The organism is Brevundimonas sp. FV2ps16 (assembly GCF_058681075.1).
In genome coordinates, this window is record NZ_CM178728.1 from 641,457 (window position 1) to 659,373 (window position 17,917).

The following is a 17,917-nucleotide window of genomic DNA, read 5'->3' on the forward strand; positions in this document are numbered from 1 at the left end:
CGCCCCTTGAGCCGCACGGAAATCGTCGCCACCTTATGCAGGTCATGAGCGACCGGTCCGCAGGCCTCGCCCCATCCCGCGTCACCGCGGTTCTGGGGCCCACCAATACCGGCAAGACCCATCTGGCGGTCGAGCGGATGCTGGGTCACGCCTCGGGCATGATCGGCCTGCCGCTGCGGCTATTGGCCCGCGAGATTTACGAGCGGATCGTCAAACAGCGGGGGGCGGCCGCCGTCGCCCTGATCACCGGCGAGGAAAAGATCGTCCCGCCGCGACCGCACTATTTCGTCTGCACCGTCGAGGCCATGCCGCTGGAGCGGTCGGTCGAGTTCCTGGCCGTGGACGAGATCCAGTTGGTCGCAGATCCTGAGCGGGGCCATGTCTTCACCCAGCGACTGCTGCACGCGCGCGGCCGGTTCGAGACCATGTTCCTGGGCGCCGGCACGCTTGAGCCGTTGATCCGCCGGCTGGTCCCGGACGTGGAGATTGTGACACGGGATCGACTGTCCACCCTGTCCTACGCCGGGTCCAAGAAGCTGACCCGCCTGCCCCGCCGCAGCGCCATTGTCGCCTTCAGCACCGAGCGGGTCTACGCCATAGCCGAACTGATCCGGCGCCAGAGGGGCGGCGCGGCCGTGGTCATGGGCTCGCTCAGCCCCCGGACCCGCAACGCCCAGGTCGCCCTGTACCAGTCGGGCGAGGTCGACTTCCTGGTCGCTACCGACGCCATCGGCATGGGTTTGAACATGGATGTGGACCATGTCGCCTTTGCGGGCCTGAGAAAGTTTGATGGGCGGCGGACTCGCTGGCTGCACGCCCACGAGATCGGTCAGATCGCCGGTCGCGCCGGCCGCCACCTGCGCGACGGCACCTTCGGGGTCACGGCCGAGGCTGAGGATCTGGACGACGACCTGGTCGAACAGGTGGTCGAGCACCGGTTTGATCCGGTCGAAGCCGCCGAATGGCGCAACGCCAGACTGGACTTCGACACCCTGCCCGACCTGCTGCGCTCCCTCACCGTCACGCCCCAACGGGCGGGGCTAAGCCTGACGGCCGAAGCCCTGGACGAGACCCTGCTGCGCCGCCTGATCAAGGACGAGGAGGTGGCCCGTATCGGCCGGTCGCGCGGGGCCGTCATGCGGCTGTGGGAGGCCTGCCAGTTGCCGGACTTCCAGAAGACGACGCTGGATGAACACGCCCGTCTGGCCAAGGACGTCTTCCATGCCCTGACCAGCAAGCGGGGCCGGCTGACCGACGACTGGATGGCGCCGCGCTTCGCCTTCGTGGATCGCGACGACGGCCAGATCGACCAGTTGTCGGCGCGACTGTCGGCTGTCCGTACCCTGTCCTACATCGCCAACCGCCCTGACTGGGTTCACGACGCCCAGGGCTGGCGCGACAAGACCCGCGCCCTGGAAGACCGCCTCTCCGACGTTCTGCACGAGCGGCTGACCGCGCGGTTCGTCGACCGTCGGACCACCGCCCTGATGCGGGCCCTGAACGTGCGCGAGGACACGTTCGCAGGCGTCGCTGAGGACGGCGAGGTCACGGTGGAGGGCCAGGTGGTCGGTCAGCTTGAGGGCGTCCGCTTCCAGATGGAGAAGGGCGCATCGGCCCTGGAAGACCGCACCCTGCGCCAGGCGGCGGTCCGCGCCGTGACGCCCGAGATCAACCGCCGCCTGGGCCGTCTCGCCGCCGAGACCGACGACGGTTTCGCCGTGACGCCGGATGGAGCCGTCCTGTGGCGCGGCGTCCTAACCGCCCAGATCCAGGCCACGCCCGCAGGAGCCGATCCCTTCGCGCCCGCCGTCCGGCTGCTGGGCGAACTGGGGCCGACACCCGCCCGTGAGCGGGCCAAACGCCGCATAGAGGCCTGGCTGGCGTTCGAGGCGGGCCGCGCCCTGCGTGATCTTCGCCGTCTGCGCCAGGCGGTGGAGTCAGGGGCCCTGAAGGGCCTGCCGCGCGGCATCGCCTTCCGCCTGATCGAGGCTGGCGGCTTGATCGATCGGCGTGATGTCGAGCGCGACCTGGCCGCCCTTAGCCAGGTCGAGCGGCGCACGCTGAAGAGCTTCGCCATCCGCATCGGCGCCCATTCCGTCTGGCTGCCGGGCCTGCAAAAGCCCCGCGCCCGCCATTTCGCCCAGGCCTTCCTGGACGCCCCCCTGATCCCGGCGACACCCGACCTGATCCCAGCGCCGCCCGAACCACCGTCGCCCCGCCTGCTTTCGGCCCACGGTCTGCGCGCGGCCGGTCGTTGGCTGGCGCCGGTTGAGACCCTGGAAAAGATGGCCGACTTGCGCGCCGCCAATACTGCGGATCGCGGCCGGCTGTCCGACGCAGCCCTGGTCGACCTGGGCTGGACCGCCGATCAGGCGAGACAGGTTATCGCCGCCCTGAAGACAGAACGCGCCCGCCAGCCCGACAAGCCCGGCGTCGCGCCGAAGCCGCCCAAGGATTCGCCCTTCGCCGCCCTGGCCGCCCTGACAGCGCCTGCAGCGACGTCGACGCGAGCCAAACGGTCTCGGCGTCGTCGAAAGGCTCAAGCTTGAGCGACAACGCCTGCCGCATCGACATTTGGCTGTGGCGCGCCCGATTTGCGAAGACGCGGGGCCTGGCCGCCGATCTGGTCGAGAGGGGCGCGGTGCGCCTGACCCATCAGGGACGCGAGGCGCGGTTGGACAAGCCCAGCCGCTGCGTTCATCCGGGCGACCTGCTGACCTTCGCCCAGAACGGGCGGGTGACGACTCTGAGGGTCGAGGCCCTGGGCGAGCGGCGCGGACCTGCTGAGGAGGCCCGCGCCCTTTACGCCCTTATTTCTGAATGACGAACTCGCCTTCGATGTGCAGCTTCACCTCGTCCGAAACGGCCGGCAGGGCGTAGTTGATGCCGAAGTCCGAACGCTTGATGGTGGCTTCTCCGTCGAAGCCAGCCTTGTAAGCGCCCATGACCGTGCCGGCGCCATTGAACTCGACCTCGATGGTCACGGGCTTGGTCACGCCGCGCAGGGTCAGGTCGCCGACCACGGTCGCCTCGTTGGCGTCGTCCGCATCGACCGTCACCGAGCGCGAGACGAAGGTTGCGGTCGGATGATTGGCGGTGTCGAAGAAGTCAGCGGTCTGAAGATGGGCTTTCAGCCGGTCATCGTTCGGCGCGACGTCGGTCAGCGGGATGGTGGCGGTCAGGGTCGAGGCGGACGGATTGGCCGGGTTCAGCTTCAACTCGGCTTTCACGTTCACGAACTGACCCGTGTAGGTCGAGAGGCCGAAATGGTTGACCGACCAGGTGATCTTGCCGTGGCTGGACTCCAGATCATAGTTCCCGGCGGTGACCTCGGCCGGGTTCTTGGTCAAGGCCGCCTGGGCCACCACGGCGCCGCCGGCGGCGAGGCTGACGGCAAGGGCGCCGGCGAGGGCGTATTTCATGAAGGGGGTGCGCATGGTGATGTTCCGGTTGAGGACTGAGATATGCAATCACTACAGTTGCGATTTAGCCTGACTGTTGTCAAGGCGCGCCAGGCCGCCTGCGAACGTCTCCAAGCTTAAGCCCCGCTGTTGACAGTTGGTTGCACGGCCGCCATGTCGCAGCCTCTCACCCACAGTCCTGATCCTTTTCGCCGCCCAATGACCTACATCGTCACCGACGCCTGCGTGAAATGTAAGTTCATGGACTGCGTGGAAGTGTGTCCGGTGGACTGCTTCTACGAAGGCGAGAACTTCCTGGTCATCGCGCCGGACGAGTGCATCGACTGCGGCGTCTGCGAGCCCGAATGCCCCGTCGACGCCATCGTCCCCGACACCGAGGACGAGCCGGACGGCAAGTGGCTTCAGGTCAACGCCGAATACGCCAAGGTCTGGCCCAACATCACCGTTAAGGGCACGCCCCCCGCCGACCGTGAACAGTATGAACGCGAGACGGGCAAGTACGAGAAATACTTCAGCCCCAAGCCCGGCAAGGGCTCCTGAGCCGGCGACGGTTTTCGGCGTCAATCCCTGCCGGACGACCAAGGTCAAACTGTCGCAAATCCTCGGCAGGCCTGTGGACGTTTTGAAAATCCGTCATTTTGTGATAGGGTCTCTTTCATTGGATCGGGCGGTCCGCGAAAACTTCGCGCCGCCCGTGTTTGCGACAGAATCCCGCCCATAGACGGGATCGGCCAGAGGTTTGGTGATCCGTTTCCGCATTTGACGCCCAGCATGACCTCCCCGACGGCTCCCACCGACGGTTGAGGTCCTGTTTGCGTCGATCGCGCCTTCGCTTCGCCCGGCCCTGAACCGGGAAAGGACGAATATGACGAGCAAGACTGGTCTGGAGTTCAAGGTTGGCGACGCGGTCGTCTATCCGGCGCATGGCGTCGGCAAGGTCGCGGCGGTCGAGACTCAGGAAGTCGCGGGCATGTCGCTGGAAGTCTATGTCGTGACCTTCGACCACGAGAAGATGACCCTGCGCGTTCCGACCAAGAAGGCCGCGACGGCCGGCCTGCGTTCGCTGGCCGCCGACGACGTCGTGACCAAGGCCCTGACCACCCTGAAGGGCCGCGCCCGTATCAAGCGCACCATGTGGTCGCGCCGCGCCCAGGAATATGAAGCCAAGATCAACTCCGGCGACCTGATCTCCATCGCCGAAGTGGTTCGCGACCTGCACCGCGCCGACACCCAGCCGGAACAGTCCTATTCGGAGCGCCAGCTCTATGAATCGGCCCTGGACCGGATGGCGCGCGAAGTCGCCGCCGCGAACAAGATCGACAAGGACGCGGCTGTCGAACTGCTGGCCAAGTCGCTCAGCGCCAAGAAGCCGATCCCGACCGCTGAAGCGGCCTGATCCCGGCTCCAGACGAACGAAAAGACCCCGGAGCGATCCGGGGCCTTTTTGGTTTGACCGACATCAAGGCGGATTAGCCGCGCCCAGGGTCTGATGTGTTCCGACAAGGAGCCGATCATGACCGACGCCGCCGCCCCGCTGGGCTTCCACCACATCCGTCTGGAACTGGCGCGCGAACCGCAGCACCCAGAGGGGGACCACGACGCCGGCTATGACATCCTGGCGCCGCTGAAAGCCGACCGCCGCCTGGACGCCGCCGCCTGGCGCGAGGCCCCCGAAAAATGCCGCGTCCGTCGATTCTCGCACGGCGCCACCCTGGCCTTCGGACGACTGCGTCACGCGGCGCCCGACCGCTGGTTCCTGGATTTCGAACCCGGCGAGGCGGACGACGCCCACGGTTTCCGCCTCGCCGACGAAATTCTCGAGACCGGCGAATACGTCAGCCTGTCCACGGGCGACCAGACCCATACCTATGTGGTCGCCCGCACCGAACCGGTCTGAGGCTCAGAAATATTCGGCGTTGGCCGGGCATTGGGCGCTGATGCGACGCGCGGTGATCGTGGCGGGAATATAGGGCGTGCCGCGCAGCAGCTGGGCGCCGCCGCGGAAGCTGAAGCTGGTGTCCTCATAGGTTCCAGAAAGTCGCACATTGACGCGACGGCCCTTCTTGTCCTGACACGTCCCCTCGAACCGCGCCTGGCCGTCTCCCACCACGCGTGTCGGATAGGTGCAGCGCCAGCGGTTGGTCGACAGGCCGCCGAAGAAGCGGTTGATCTCGCTGGGGCGGACGCACTTCTGCTCCGTGTCGCGCTGGCCGACCGCGCTGGTCGTGTATTCCCAATAGCCGGGCAGCACCTCGGCCTGGGCCGGCGCCGTCTGGGCGGGCGCGATGGCGGGTGCGGCCAGCATGACGCCGCCCGCCATCACCGGCGCCAGCACGGCCCACAGCTTGAGGGACCGGGCGCGTTTGGACAGAGAAGCGATCGGGGAGGAGCGAGACATGGCGGCCTTCTGTTCAGCTTGGATCTTCATGATATGACTCATAGCGCGCGTCATTTGAATGACGCCTGAACGACACCCGGTTCCGACGCCATTGCGGCGATCCCCGAAACCGGGCCAAGACTCGGCTTGACGCCCGACCACCTCTTCCCTTATACGGCCCCCTCTCGCGCGGGCTGTTCCCCGCGCGTACTTGTTTCATGCGTCTTCTCCCACGCTTCGGGCCGGACGCCGCACCTTAAGGATCTGACGATGTCGCGTCGTTGCGAACTCACCGGTATCGGCCCGATGGTCGGCCATAGCGTGAGCCACTCGAACATCAAGACCAAGCGCCGCTTCCTGCCGTCGCTGAAGACGGTCAAGGTCACCTCGGACTCCCTGGGTCAGACCTTCTCGCTGCGTATCTCGAACGCCGCGCTGCGCACCCTCGACTACAAGGGCGGTTTGGACGCCTTCATCGTCAAGGCCCGCGACGAGCAGCTGTCGATCGCCGCCCAGCGCATCAAGCGTCAGGTCCGCGCCAAGCTGGCCGAGCAAGCCGCCGCCTGATCGGCGACAGCTGAAACTGTTCTGGAAGGGGCCGGCGGCGACGCCGGCCTTTTTCTTTGCGCGCCTTCCGGGGCAGGGCTAATCCCGAACCGTAACCGGAGGGGATTCCGCATGACCGTCGCCCGCACACTAGTCTTCACGACCGCCGCCCTGACGCTGTCGGCCTGTGCGACGCTGAGCGACGCTCCGCCGCCGGTGCGCGATTCCACCCCCTACACCCTGGCCACGGACCAGCCTCTGACCGCAGAGCAGCAGGCGATGCGGTTCGATACCGCCGATCTGTCCATCCGGGTCATCCTGCAGGACAAGGCGATCGACGCCGTCGCGGTGCTGGGCTTCACCGCCAAGGCCCCCCTCGCTCGGCTGGTGGTGGATCTGGATACGCTCCTGCCGATCTCTTCGGTCCAGATCGACGGCGTCGCAATGGCCGCCGACCGCTGGTCCAACCCCGAAGGGCGGCTGACGGTCGATCTGCCCCAGACCCTGACGACAGGCCAGTCCGTCGCTCTGCGCGTGGCCTATGCCGGCCAGCCCCGCGTCGCGCCCCGCGCCCCTTGGGACGGCGGCTTCGTCTGGTCGACCGCGCCCTCGGGCGAACCCTGGATCGCCACCGCCGTCCAGGGCGAAGGCTGCGACATCTTCTGGCCCTGTATCGACAGCCCGCATGGCGAGCCCGCCCGGGTCGATCTGCACATCACCGTCCCGTCCGACCTGTCGGCGCCGTCCAACGGTCGGTTTCTGGGCAAGGTCGATCACGGCGACGGCTGGACCACCTGGAACTGGTCGGCGAAGAGCCCCAACACCTACGCCATCGCCCTGAACGTCGGCCCCTACGAGGAGGTCAGCGGCGAGTACCAAAGCCGGTTCGGCAACACGATCCCGATGAACTACTGGCATCTGAAGTCAGATGCGCCTGAGAAGGTCCAGGCCCTGTTCGCCGAATTCCCCAAGATGCTGGACTTCTTCGAGGCGAGCGTCGGCCCCTTCCCCTTCGGCGACGAGAAGATGGGGGTGGTCGAGACCCCGCACCTGGGCATGGAGCACCAGACCATCAACGCCTACGGCAACGGCTACAAGATCGACGGGCGCGGCTATGACTGGCTGCTGCAGCACGAGTTCGCCCACGAATGGTTCGGCAACCAGCTGACCAACCAGAACGCCGACGACATGTGGCTGCACGAGGGATTGGGCAGCTATATGCAACCCCTCTACGCCCGCTGGCTGCTGGGCGACCGCTACATGCAACGCGAGCTGGCGAACCAGCGCGAGGGGTTGGTCAACAAATTCCCCGTGGTCTCAGGCACGCCCAAGACCGAGGACGAGGTCTACAAGGGCGACGTCGGCCCCGGCGGCGACATCTATTCCAAGGGCTCGTTGATCAGCCATTCGCTGCGGATGCTGATCGGGGACGCCGCCTTCCACCAGGCTCTGACCCGTCTGGTCTATGGGACGGATGATCCCCGGCCCGGCGGCTTCCAGCCCCTGTACCGTTCGACGCCGGACTTCCTGCAGATCGTCAATGAGGTGACGGGCCAGGACTACGGCTGGTTCTTCCGCGGCTATCTCTACAACGCCGCCCTGCCGGTGCTGACCCAGACGCAAGACGGCGACGTGCTGCGACTGGAATGGGCAAGCGGGAACGGCGAAACCTTCCCCATGCCGTTGGACGTCGAGATCGACGGCCGCGTCCAGACGATCGCCATGACCGACGGTCGCGGGCAGGTCGCGGTCCCGGCCGGCGCCCACATCCTGATCGACCCGCAGAACAAGGTGTTGCGCCAGATGGACGTGATCGACGCGCTGCAGGCCTATAAGGCAGAGCAGAAGGCGAAGACGCAGTAGTTTCCCACGCGCAATCTCCGTCATCGCTCCCAATCTCCGTCATCCTCGGGCTTGACCCGAGGATCGGATGATCTTCAGCTCATACAGAAGCGTTAGGCCCAGTCCGCCACTACGCCCGATCCTCGGGTCAAGCCCGAGGATGACGGATGGGTGTTGGAAAGACCCTAAGCCGGCGCCACCGTCACCGACTGCCGCACCATCTGGCACCGTTCCTGAGTGGTCAGGAAGGCGATGTCCGCCGCGTCGCGTCCGCAGGCGATCCGCACCAGACCCTCGACCGGCGCCAGCCGCGTCGCATCGACCAGCCACCAGCCGTTGTCCAGCCAGACCTCGAAGATGGCGTGGAAGTCGGGCGGGTTCAGTTGGTGCGCGAAGGCGCTGACCGCCCGCGCCGGAATCCCCGACGCCCGGCAGAAGGTCATGCCCAGGTGGGTGAAGTCGCGGCACACCCCGGCCCGGTCGATGAAGGTGCGCGCCGCCGTGGTCTCGGTGTCCGACACCCCGTGCTCATAATCCAGGTTCTCGGTGATCCAGTCCAAGATCGCCAGCACCCGGGCCCCGCCCGAGGTGTCGCCGAACTCGCGCGTGACGAACCGACCGAACTGGTCTGACGGGCAATAGCGGCTCGGTTGCAGATAGGGCAGAACCTCGGCCGGCAGTTCACCCCAGTCATGTTGCGACACGCTGGGCGGAAGCCCCTTCAACACGCCGTTCTCGACCACCGCCTCATAGATCAGGGTCACCTCGCCCTCGACGTGGCAGCGCAGGGTCCGGGCGCCGAAATCGACGTCCTCGTCCTCGTGAAACTCGACCGGCGGATCGAAGGTCAGGCTTTCCTGGAGGATGTCCTGGCCCGGCCAATGGGCGACCTGGATCTTGTAGATGGCGTCCGTCGGCGGATCGAAACGATAGACGAGCTCGGCGCGGACGCGCAGTTTCATATAGGGACCAGTCAATTGGAAGGGGGAGTCAGCCCCCAACGCCACGCGACTGCGGCCGTTCCATGGCCAGGCTCTCACACAGGTCCACGCCGCCACAAAACGTCCGCAACCGTACGTTTCGGATCGGAAATAGACAAGCGACAGCAATATGTTAGTGTAATCACCTATGGCATCCCCCCTAATCGACACTTCCCCTGATGGATGGATGCGGCAGCGCTTGATTGGCGCCCTTTCGGATAAGACGTCGCCGACGGAAAGCCGTCAGGCGTGACCGATTCCGCTCTCGAGGACGACATCGACCTGACCGATTGTGATCGGGAGCCGATCCACGCGCCGCAGGCGATCCAGCCCCACGGCCTCCTCCTGGTCCTGAATGCCGAGACCCTGACCATCGAACAGGGCGCAGGGCTCATAGAGGAACTGACGGGCAAGCCGGCGTGGATCGGCCAGGACGTGGCGGTTCTGCTGGGCGATGTGGTCGGCCGCCGCCTGAGCGGAATGGCGCGAACCTCGGAGACGGGTTTCGCCGGCCGCTGGCGCGCCGCCAATCGGCTGGAATACGACGTGGTCGCCCACTACGCGGGGGACCCGGGTCGGGCTGACGGCCAGGATCGGATGATTGTCGAGATCGAGCAGAGCTCGCAGCAGGCTCGGCTCGGCGTCGAGTTGATCGCCAGGATCGACGCGGCAGGCGCAGCGCTCGAGCGGGCGGCGTCGGTTCAGAGCGTGTGCGAGCGCGCTGCGGAGGCCTTTCGCAGCCTGACGGGCTTCGAAAGGGTCATGATCTATCGCTTCCTCGACGACGAGGCGGGCCAGGTCATCGCCGAATCCCGCGCGACCGGCGCCGGATCCTTCCTCAACCATCATTTCCCCGCCACCGACATCCCCCGTCAGGCCCGCGCCCTGTATCTGCGCAATCCGGTTCGGGTCATTCCCGACAGCCGCTATGCCCCACAGCCCCTGCGCCCCGTCGCGCCTGGCGAGACTCCGCTGAACATGAGCGACAGCGGCCTTCGGGCCGTCTCGCCGGTCCATATCCAGTATCTGAAGAACATGGGGGTGCGCGCCTCAGCTTCGGTGTCGATCATCGTCGATGACGCCCTGTGGGGACTGGTCGCCTGTCACAGCACGACGCCGCATCTGCTGCCCTATGAGCTGAGGGTCGCCTGCACCACCCTGGCCCGAGGTCTGGCCCGCCAGCTGAAGACGAAGGCCGACGCCGAACTGTATCGCGAGCGCGTCAGACTGCGCCGGCTGGAGGACGAACTGATCGTCCGCCTGTCCACCGACCGCGACCTGGACGCCGCCCTGGCCGAACATTCGGGTCAACTGACCGATCTGGTCGGGGCGGACGGTCTGGCCATAGTGCGGAGCGACCAGATCGCCTGTTTCGGCTACGCCCCGCCGGAGGAGGCTGTACGCCGACTGTCGAACTGGCTGTGCCGACAACCCGGCCTGCGCCCCGTGGCCTCCAGCGCCCTTTCCGCCTTGCTGCCCGAGGCCGAGGCCTGGCGCGCCCACGCCAGCGGCCTTTTGGCGGTTCGATTGGCAGGGGACCAGCCCCTGTCCCTGTTGTGGTTCCGCTCGGAAATCCTGGAGACGGTCCGTTGGGCCGGGGATCCGTCCACCGCCGTCAAGTCGACGTCCGGCGGCGCCCTGACGCCCCGCGCCTCCTTCGAGGGCTGGTCCCAGACTGTTACGGGCCGCGCCCGACGCTGGAGCGCCGCCGCCGTCGAGTCCGTCGCACGCCTGAGGGACGCCCTGTCTGACTTCGCGGCGGTCAACCAATTGCGCAACCAGAACCAGTCGCTGCTGGCGCGGCTGACGGAGCGCGACCTGAAGCTGGAGCAGCAGCAGTATCTGATGCGCGAGGTCAATCACCGGGTCCAGAACAGCCTGACCCTGGTCTCCAGCTTCCTGGGCCTCCAGGCGCGGGACCTGGGCGAAGGCCCCGCAGGCTCGGCCCTGCAGGAGGCGCGACGGCGCGTGCGCGCCGTCTCGACCGTCCATACGCGTCTTTATCGGGGCGATCAGGACGCCACCATCGACATGTCCCGCTATATCCGCGAACTGGTCGATGACCTGGGCGCCAGCATGGGCGCCGACTGGGCCGCCGTCATCGAGACCGACCTGGCGCCGGTCTGTATCGACGCCGGTCGAGCCGTGACCATGGGGCTGATCCTGACCGAGCTAATCATCAACGCCCAAAAATACGCCTATGACGGCCGCCCAGGCCCGCTTCGGATCAGCCTGAGCGAGTCGGGCGACATGCTGCGACTGGTCGTCGCCGACGACGGCAGGGGCGGTCACAAGGCCGGCAAGGGCTTCGGGTCGATGATGATCGGCAGCCTGGTCGCCCAGCTGGACGGCCGTATCGACTATCGCAACCAGGCGCCGGGTCTGGAAGTCGTGCTGCGGGCCAGGATCGACCCCGTCTCCGAACTGGTCTGATCATCGGGCAAGACGGCTCCCTGTGGCGGAAGGTCGCGGGGCGGCGTAAGAGGCCGCATGCCTCCCCTCGCCTCACGCGTCTCGTCGCTCGTCTCCCCGCGCGCCTTCGCCTTGATCGTCCTGCTGATCGCCGCCTGCGTGCTGGGCCTGGCGCCGATCCTGGTGCGCCTGACCGAGACGGGACCGGCGGCGGCCGGATTCTGGCGGTTCATCTTCGCCCTGCCTTTGCTGACTCTGCTGGCGTCGCGCGAGCCGGGCGGGATCGCCGCCCCATCGAAATGGGCGCTGCTGGCGGGACTGTTCTTCGCCCTGGATCTCAGCTTCTGGCACTACGGCATCGTCATGACCTCGGTCGCGAACGCCACGGTCCTGTGCAACCTGACGCCGGTCGTCGTCACCCTGTTCGGCTGGATCGTGCTGAAGGAGGCCCCGCGCCGACTGTTCCTGCTGGCCCTGGTTCTGGCCATGGGCGGCGCCTTCGCCATGGCGGCGGGCGCCGATGGGGGCCAGGGGACCAATCCGCCGCTGGGCGACGCCTTCTCCCTGTCGGTGGCGGTCTGGTACTCGGGCTATTTCCTGGCGGTGAAGGCGGCGCGCGCCACGGCGGGCGCCATGCGCGTCACCTTCTGGGCCACCCTGCTGGGCGCGCCCCTGCTGCTGATCGTCGCCCTGGCCCTGGGCGAGGACATCATTCCGGCGAGCGCGGCGGGATGGGCCGCCTGTGCGGCCATGGGGGTGATGCACGTCTTCGGCCAGGGCGGCGTCGCCTGGGCCCTGGGCAAGCTGCCGGCTTCCATCACCGCCGTGACCATCCTGATCCAGCCGGTCGTCGCCGGCCTGCTGGGCTGGTGGATATTCGGCGAGACCCTGACGCCCATACAGGCCCTGGGCGGCGCCCTGGTGCTGGGCGCCATCGTGATGGCCCAGCGATCTCAGAAGACGCCGGGATCACAAACGAAAACAGGCGCAGAGGAGACCCCCGCGCCTGTTCCATAGCCTTGTCGGCCGTTCGGCTTAGAGGAGCTTGAGGTCGATCGCCGAGGTCTTGCCGCGCTGGTTTTCCAGCTCGTATTCGACCTTGGCGTTTTCATCGAGACCCTGAAGGCCGGCCTTCTGAACGGCGGTGACGTGCACGAACACGTCAGAGCCGCCGCTGTCGGGCTGGATGAATCCATAGCCCTTGGTGGGGTTGAACCACTTGACCGTACCGGTCGCCATGTCTGCGTCTCCGTAAACGCGCTTTTCCAGGCGGATCCCCCTCGGGGTGACCCGACAATCCATCTGGACAGCTCGTTCAGGCGAAGGAGCGAGACGCGGGTGTGGACCCCACGCAAAATCCGGACTGTGCTGTTGTTGTCACCCGGCTTTTCCAGTCGGTCAACAGCAAAGCGATTCGCCTGAGGGGTGATTCAAGCTTAACGGCACAGGCCGCGCTCGGCGCCGTCGATATGCAGGTGGTTCTCATGGGCGGCGTTGTAATCCGGCGTCAGAACCGTGGAAAACAGCCGGCAAGCGCCGTCGCGCACCGCGTGCAGGAACCGCCCGCCCGGCTCGCCCGCCGGACCCTGGCCGCGCCAGTCGTTAAGCACGCTGATCGTTCGCCCATCCTCCAGCGTCACACCCGCCACATCGAGGGCGTTGGCGCGGGCGTGTTCGCTGGGCCGCTCCTGCACGTCCTCCGATCCATAGATCCGGCGGCAGGAATAGGTCCCGTAATTCTCGACCCGCGCCGGGGCCGAGCCCAGTATCTCGCGCGCCGCCGGCTGCAACACCTGGCGATCCCAGATGACATAGCGGACCGCCAGCGGGCATTGCATCACCACATCGGCCGGGGCCAGGGGCGTGACCGCCCCGCCGGTGATCCGCACCGCCCCGCGCACGACGCAAAAGCCACCGTCGTCGCGATCCGTCGCCCGCGAGACGTCTACGCCCGCCTCGCGCAGCACCTGCATACAGGCCTCCGTCGCCCCCTCCACCTCTTCCGGCGCCGCCGTGGCGGGAAGGTCGAAGTCCGCCACCTTGGCCGCTGTCGCACGCCCCAAGGGTTGGTTGAGGTCCAACGGCTTCCACGGCAGGTCCTGGGGCGGCGCAAAGGCGTTCAACAGCGCAAAGGCGGCGCAGGCCAACAGCCCGACCTCCCAAAGCAGATTCCAGAAATCGGCGAAGTCGCGCTTCATACATCCCCAGCATGGACCGCACACGGTCCCGCTGGCAAACGCCGCAAGGACGCGAAACGTTCATCCGGCGCGTGATCCGGTAGAAGGGGGCGCGACAGCCTTAACACTTGTTCGGATTTGCCCGCTGTGCTGGGTATGCGCCTTTCGCGCGCCCACTTGCGGCGCGGCAGTTGGGAGTGAGCCGTTGACAGCGACGGATGGGGGGGCGCTCGAGCCTCGCAAGACTTTCCTCGGGCACCCGCGGGGCCTGGTGGTCCTGTTCTTCACCGAGATGTGGGAACGGTTTTCCTATTACGGCATGCGGGTCCTGCTGACCCTGTATCTGGTGCAGCATTTCCTGTTCGGCCCGGCCGAGGCTCAGGGCATCTACGCGGCCTATGCGGCCCTGGTCTATCTGATGCCGGTCATCGGCGGCATGATCGCCGACCGATATCTGGGATCGCGCAAGGCCGTCATCATCGGGGCCGTCCTGCTGGTCATGGGTCACTTCACGATGGCCTTCGAGGGCACGGGCGGTCGTGAAAGCCTGACCATCGGCGACACCACCTATCAGATCCAGGTCGACGGCCGCGATCAGAACCGGCAAATGTTCGCCGTCAACGGCGACCAGCGCGTGCCCATATCGATCACGCCGGAGGGGGTTTCGACCCTCGGCGCCGAACCTTCCGCCGCAAACGCCGCGACCGCTCCTGCCGCCGCGGCCGGTTTCCCGGCCTTCACCGCCACAGGCGGATATACGCTGGAAACCGAGCGCGATACGGCGCTCGGCGAGCCGGTCCTGTTCCTGGCCCTGGCTCTGATCATCGTCGGCGTGGGCTTCCTGAAGGCCAACATCTCGACCGTCGTCGGCGCCCTGTATGAAGAGAACGATCCCCGTCGCGACGGGGGTTTCACCATCTTCTACGTCGGCATCAATCTGGGTTCGTTCCTGGCGACGGCGGCCTGTTCCTATCTCGGCTTCAACTATGGCTGGGCTTACGGCTTCGGCCTGGCGGGCATCGGCATGCTGTTCGGTCTGCTGACCTTCGTCCTGGGCCAGTCCTGGCTTGAAGGTCGCGGCGCACCACCCATCCCGGTGGAGGGGCGTTCGATCCTGGGCGTGCCGCTGGTGCCCTTCTTCTGGATCGCCGGCCTTGTCGCCGTCATCCCGACCTGGCTGCTGATGCAACGCCACGAGATCATCGAGACGGGCCTGCCCTGGATCGCCGGCGTCATCTTCGCCTCGGTGGTCGGCTATACGGTCTTCCGGCTGAAAGGCGCCGAACGCAGCCGCATGCTGGTCGCTCAGCTGCTGATCTTCTTCTCGGTGCTGTTCTGGGCCCTGTTCGAACAGGCCGGGTCGTCCTTGACCCTGTTCGCTGACCAGTCGACCCAGATGCCCAGTTGGTTCAACGCCGGCTACACTCAGATGTTCAACCCCGGCATCATCATCATCGGCGGTCCGATCATCGCCGCGCTGTGGGTCTGGCTGGCGAAACGGAACCTGGAGCCCTCGACCCCGGTCAAGTTCTCGTTCGGCCTGGTCTTCGTGGGCCTGGGCTTCCTGGTCCTGACCTGGGCGGCGGGAACCCAGGCCAATGACGCCTTCCGGGTGCCGTTGCTGTTCCTGTTCCTGACCTACTTCTTCCACACGATCGGCGAGCTCTGCCTGTCGCCGGTCGGCCTGTCGATGATCACCAAACTGTCGGTGGCGCGCGTGGTCGGGATGATGATGGGCGTCTGGTTCCTGTCCAGCTCGGTCGCCCACATCGTCGCCGGCCTGATCGCCAAGGCGACGGCGACCGATACGGTCGCCGGGGTCGTGACCAGCCCCGCGCTGGCGCTGCAGACCTATGGGTCGATCTTCGGCACCATCGGCTGGACGGGCGTCGGCGTCGGCGTCTTCCTGCTGCTGATGTCGCCCCTGCTCAAGAAGGGCATGGCCGGGGTTCACTGAACCCGCAGCACCTGACGTAAAGAAGCCCCGGCGGAGCGATCCGCCGGGGCTTTTTGCTGGGCCGGGCTCGGCTCAGAAGGTCTTGCGGACCCGCAGCGAGACGAAGGTGCGCGGATCGAAGCTGCTGTCCTCGACAAAGGCCACGGCGCGGGTGTCGCGGTCGGCGAAGACCGTGCGGCTGCTGGTGAAGTCATCCCACAGGTTCAGTTGGGCGCGGATGGCCAGGGTCGGGCTGGGCTTGTACTCGGCGAACATCTCGTAATAGTCCGTGCCGCGCCACCTGGAGACCTGATCCGGCGAATAGCTGCTCTCGCCCAGATAGGGCAGCCAGTTCACGCCCCATTGCAGCTTCCAGCGGGTGATGTCCTGTTCGATGCCTATATTGGCCTGGGTCGGCCGTTCGTCCGAGATGGGACGTTCCTTGCCTGTGGTCGGATCGGTGACGGCGGTCTTGTTCCAGTCGTTGCGGAAGGTGAAGCGGGCGCCCGACAGGCCCAGCTTTTCCAGCGGCACGGTCACGTTCAACGACAGCTGGTCCAGCGTTCCCTCGCCGATATTGCCCACCGCCGACAGACCATCGTCCAGGGGTATCCAGTCGATGGCGTCGATGATCTCGTCATGACGATAGCCGATGGAGACCACGCCTTCGCCCCAGAATCGGCGCTCATAGGTCAGTTCCGAGATCCAGCGCTGCTCCGGCTCCAGATCGACATTGCCGCCATAGACATTCTCTTCGTCCAGGTCGGCCGAGGCGGCGAAGTCCGAGAAGTCCAGCTGTCCCAGCTCGCGCTCGAAGCGGAAGCGCAGCTGGTTGTTGGGCATCGGGGTCCAGGTGGCCATGAACCGAGGCTTGGCGAAGAAGAAGCTCTTCTCCTGATTGGCGTCGCCCGACTGGCTGATGGTTGAAGCTTCCAGCCGCACTCCGGCCTCCAGCGTCAGGTCCGGGTGCAGCCGCCATGTGCCCTTGGAAAAGGCCTCGCCGCGCGTCTCCTCGACCTTGACCGAGGCGCTGGGCAGGGGAATGGGCACGCCGCCTTCGCTATAGGCCTGGTCGGTCTGGCGCATATTGTAGGCGACCTCGCCGCCGGTCTCGATCGTCAGCTTCGGCGAACGTTCGTGGCGAACCAAGGCCCGCAGAATGGTCTCGGAGTTCTCGCCGGAATAGGCGAACACCTGTTCTGGCGCGTCCACGCTGTTGTTCAGGACATTATAGGTCGAGACCCCGTCCCAGCTGCCGAACTCGTGCATCAGCCGGGTCTCCAGCTTGAAGCGGTCGTTGAGGGGCCGTTCCCAGGTGACGCCGAACTCGCCGCCGTCGGCGTCCTCGCTGTCCAGGCTCTCGCGGAAGGCGGTTGCGGATCGGCTGGTGTTGTACCCCTGCCAATCGTTGATCCCGTAGCGGGCGGTCAGATCCACCTTCCCGCCCGCCAGCGGCCCGGCATAGGTGCCGCGGATCGAGTTTCCGCCGCCATAGCCGTCGGTGTCGGTGATCTCGTCGCGCAGGATGTTCCCGGCTGCGTCGCGGCGGATCAGGCGGCCGGGACCATTGGAATCGCTCATACTGATCCCATCCGACAGGGTCACGCCCCAGCTGCGGTCGCCGTCGCGCGCCGTGAACTGATAGCTGCCGCCGTAGAGGTCCTGACCCGATCCCTCGAACTGGGTGGTGTTCCAGGTCAGGATCGACTGACGGCTGGCCTCCTTCTTCAAGATGACGTTCACCACGACCGAAAAGCCTTGCATGTCGATGCCCGGCGCGCCGCCGCGGATCAGCTCGACCCGTTCGACCTGACGGGCCGGAGTGCGGCTGAGAACGTTGGAGCCGGCGTCGTTCTTGGAGGCCGGGCGAGCGTTGTTGATCAGCACATTGCCGACGGCCCCTTCGAAGCCCCGCGCGCCGCTGCCGTCGTCCAGCTCGAAGCCGGGCACGCGGTTGACCATGTCGAGCGCCGTATTGGGGCGCTGGGCCAGGAAGAAGTCCGGCGTGAAGATCAGGACGCCGCGCTGGGCGGCGTCGGCCAGGGGCGCCTGGCTGGTCGGGCCGGTCGGCACGGGCGCCTGGGCCACCTGCGGTTCGTCGCCGGCATAGGCGCTCGCGGCGGAAAGCAGCAGGGCGGTGGTGGCCAGCAGCAGGGTCTTGGTCATCGGTCTTCCCCTCTCGTTCGTTGGCGAGAGGTGTGCCGATCCGCCGCATTCATCTCCAG

General features: G+C 66.5%; 16 protein-coding genes. 10 read left to right on the top strand and 6 right to left on the bottom strand.

Annotation, left to right across the window (positions count from 1 at the left end):
* Positions 1-44 precede the first annotated feature (44 nt).
* Positions 45-2,549 carry a helicase-related protein gene (locus tag ACW170_RS03030; protein ID WP_492088228.1) on the top strand — a complete coding sequence of 835 codons (2,505 nt, stop codon included), beginning with the start codon at positions 45-47 and terminating at the stop codon, positions 2,547-2,549.
* Positions 2,546-2,824 carry an RNA-binding S4 domain-containing protein gene (locus ACW170_RS03035; RefSeq protein WP_492088229.1) on the top strand — a complete coding sequence of 93 codons (279 nt, stop codon included), beginning with the start codon at positions 2,546-2,548 and terminating at the stop codon, positions 2,822-2,824. The genes ACW170_RS03030 and ACW170_RS03035 overlap by 4 nt, the downstream gene beginning before the upstream one ends.
* Here ACW170_RS03035 and ACW170_RS03040 read toward each other — a convergent pair.
* Entirely contained in the window at positions 2,811-3,437 is a 627-nt protein-coding gene (locus ACW170_RS03040) for a YceI family protein (RefSeq protein WP_492088230.1), read from the bottom strand. The two genes, ACW170_RS03035 and ACW170_RS03040, sit on opposite strands and share 14 nt — an antisense overlap.
* A gap of 183 nt (positions 3,438-3,620) precedes the next feature.
* On the opposite strand from ACW170_RS03040, the gene fdxA reads away from it, so the two are divergent.
* The 3 genes from fdxA to ACW170_RS03055 all read left to right on the top strand — a co-directional run bounded on the left by fdxA (position 3,621) and on the right by ACW170_RS03055 (position 5,319).
* Positions 3,621-3,962 carry a ferredoxin FdxA gene (fdxA, locus tag ACW170_RS03045; RefSeq protein WP_017505910.1) on the top strand — a complete coding sequence of 114 codons (342 nt, stop codon included), beginning with the start codon at positions 3,621-3,623 and terminating at the stop codon, positions 3,960-3,962.
* A gap of 325 nt (positions 3,963-4,287) precedes the next feature.
* The gene (locus ACW170_RS03050) at positions 4,288-4,818 is read left to right on the top strand and encodes a CarD family transcriptional regulator (protein ID WP_008260268.1); all 531 of its coding nucleotides are present in this window, start codon (positions 4,288-4,290) and stop codon (positions 4,816-4,818) included.
* Between the two features lie 117 nt (positions 4,819-4,935).
* Positions 4,936-5,319, top strand: coding sequence for a hypothetical protein (locus ACW170_RS03055; RefSeq protein ID WP_492088231.1), 384 nt, complete (start codon positions 4,936-4,938; stop codon positions 5,317-5,319).
* A gap of 3 nt (positions 5,320-5,322) precedes the next feature.
* Here the strand turns inward: ACW170_RS03055 and ACW170_RS03060 are convergent, their stop codons facing one another.
* Positions 5,323-5,850 (bottom strand): DUF3617 domain-containing protein, encoded by a 528-nt coding sequence (locus tag ACW170_RS03060; protein WP_492088232.1) that lies wholly within the window; start codon positions 5,848-5,850, stop codon positions 5,323-5,325.
* Between the two features lie 219 nt (positions 5,851-6,069).
* Between ACW170_RS03060 and rpmB the strand changes: the two genes are divergently transcribed.
* Positions 6,070-6,366 carry a 50S ribosomal protein L28 gene (gene rpmB / locus ACW170_RS03065; protein ID WP_292123861.1) on the top strand — a complete coding sequence of 99 codons (297 nt, stop codon included), beginning with the start codon at positions 6,070-6,072 and terminating at the stop codon, positions 6,364-6,366.
* Between the two features lie 111 nt (positions 6,367-6,477).
* Entirely contained in the window at positions 6,478-8,208 is a 1,731-nt protein-coding gene (locus ACW170_RS03070) for a M1 family metallopeptidase (protein WP_492088233.1), read from the top strand.
* A 164-nt stretch (positions 8,209-8,372) separates the two neighbouring features.
* Here ACW170_RS03070 and ACW170_RS03075 read toward each other — a convergent pair whose 3' ends face one another.
* Complete coding sequence (locus ACW170_RS03075) at positions 8,373-9,149, bottom strand: transglutaminase-like domain-containing protein (RefSeq protein ID WP_492088234.1); 777 nt, start codon at positions 9,147-9,149, stop codon at positions 8,373-8,375.
* A gap of 267 nt (positions 9,150-9,416) precedes the next feature.
* Between ACW170_RS03075 and ACW170_RS03080 the strand changes: the two genes are divergently transcribed.
* Together ACW170_RS03080 and ACW170_RS03085 are read left to right on the top strand one after the other, a co-directional pair.
* Positions 9,417-11,600 (top strand): histidine kinase dimerization/phosphoacceptor domain -containing protein, encoded by a 2,184-nt coding sequence (locus tag ACW170_RS03080; RefSeq protein ID WP_492088235.1) that lies wholly within the window; start codon positions 9,417-9,419, stop codon positions 11,598-11,600.
* Positions 11,601-11,657: 57 nt separating this feature from the next.
* Positions 11,658-12,596, top strand: a complete 939-nt coding sequence (locus ACW170_RS03085) for a DMT family transporter (protein WP_492088236.1) — start codon at positions 11,658-11,660, stop codon at positions 12,594-12,596.
* Between the two features lie 18 nt (positions 12,597-12,614).
* Here the strand turns inward: ACW170_RS03085 and ACW170_RS03090 are convergent, their stop codons facing one another.
* Both ACW170_RS03090 and ACW170_RS03095 read right to left on the bottom strand, forming a co-directional pair.
* Positions 12,615-12,818 (bottom strand): cold-shock protein, encoded by a 204-nt coding sequence (locus tag ACW170_RS03090; protein WP_008264090.1) that lies wholly within the window; start codon positions 12,816-12,818, stop codon positions 12,615-12,617.
* Positions 12,819-13,015: 197 nt separating this feature from the next.
* A complete protein-coding gene (locus ACW170_RS03095) occupies positions 13,016-13,777 on the bottom strand; it encodes an extensin-like domain-containing protein (protein ID WP_492088237.1) in 762 nt (253 codons plus the stop codon).
* 250 nt (positions 13,778-14,027) lie between these two features.
* On the opposite strand from ACW170_RS03095, the gene ACW170_RS03100 reads away from it, so the two are divergent.
* Complete coding sequence (locus ACW170_RS03100; protein ID WP_492088238.1) at positions 14,028-15,713, top strand: peptide MFS transporter; 1,686 nt, start codon at positions 14,028-14,030, stop codon at positions 15,711-15,713.
* Positions 15,714-15,785: 72 nt separating this feature from the next.
* Here ACW170_RS03100 and ACW170_RS03105 read toward each other — a convergent pair whose 3' ends face one another.
* Entirely contained in the window at positions 15,786-17,858 is a 2,073-nt protein-coding gene (locus ACW170_RS03105) for a TonB-dependent receptor plug domain-containing protein (protein WP_492088239.1), read from the bottom strand.
* Positions 17,859-17,917: the final 59 nt, after the last annotated feature.

Bases quoted from the DNA above. Each gene is read 5' to 3' on its own strand.
- ACW170_RS03040 (WP_492088230.1), bottom strand. From the start codon at position 3,437: ATGCGCACCCCCTTCATGAAATACGCCCTCGCCGGCGCCCTTGCCGTC.
- ACW170_RS03105 (WP_492088239.1), bottom strand. From the start codon at position 17,858: ATGACCAAGACCCTGCTGCTGGCCACCACCGCCCTGCTGCTTTCCGCC.
- rpmB (WP_292123861.1), top strand. From the start codon at position 6,070: ATGTCGCGTCGTTGCGAACTCACCGGTATCGGCCCGATGGTCGGCCAT.
- ACW170_RS03095 (WP_492088237.1), bottom strand. From the start codon at position 13,777: ATGAAGCGCGACTTCGCCGATTTCTGGAATCTGCTTTGGGAGGTCGGG.
- fdxA (WP_017505910.1), top strand. From the start codon at position 3,621: ATGACCTACATCGTCACCGACGCCTGCGTGAAATGTAAGTTCATGGAC.
- ACW170_RS03075 (WP_492088234.1), bottom strand. From the start codon at position 9,149: ATGAAACTGCGCGTCCGCGCCGAGCTCGTCTATCGTTTCGATCCGCCG.
- ACW170_RS03085 (WP_492088236.1), top strand. From the start codon at position 11,658: ATGCCTCCCCTCGCCTCACGCGTCTCGTCGCTCGTCTCCCCGCGCGCC.
- ACW170_RS03060 (WP_492088232.1), bottom strand. From the start codon at position 5,850: ATGAAGATCCAAGCTGAACAGAAGGCCGCCATGTCTCGCTCCTCCCCG.
- ACW170_RS03050 (WP_008260268.1), top strand. From the start codon at position 4,288: ATGACGAGCAAGACTGGTCTGGAGTTCAAGGTTGGCGACGCGGTCGTC.
- ACW170_RS03030 (WP_492088228.1), top strand. From the start codon at position 45: ATGAGCGACCGGTCCGCAGGCCTCGCCCCATCCCGCGTCACCGCGGTT.
- ACW170_RS03070 (WP_492088233.1), top strand. From the start codon at position 6,478: ATGACCGTCGCCCGCACACTAGTCTTCACGACCGCCGCCCTGACGCTG.
- ACW170_RS03090 (WP_008264090.1), bottom strand. From the start codon at position 12,818: ATGGCGACCGGTACGGTCAAGTGGTTCAACCCCACCAAGGGCTATGGA.
- ACW170_RS03055 (WP_492088231.1), top strand. From the start codon at position 4,936: ATGACCGACGCCGCCGCCCCGCTGGGCTTCCACCACATCCGTCTGGAA.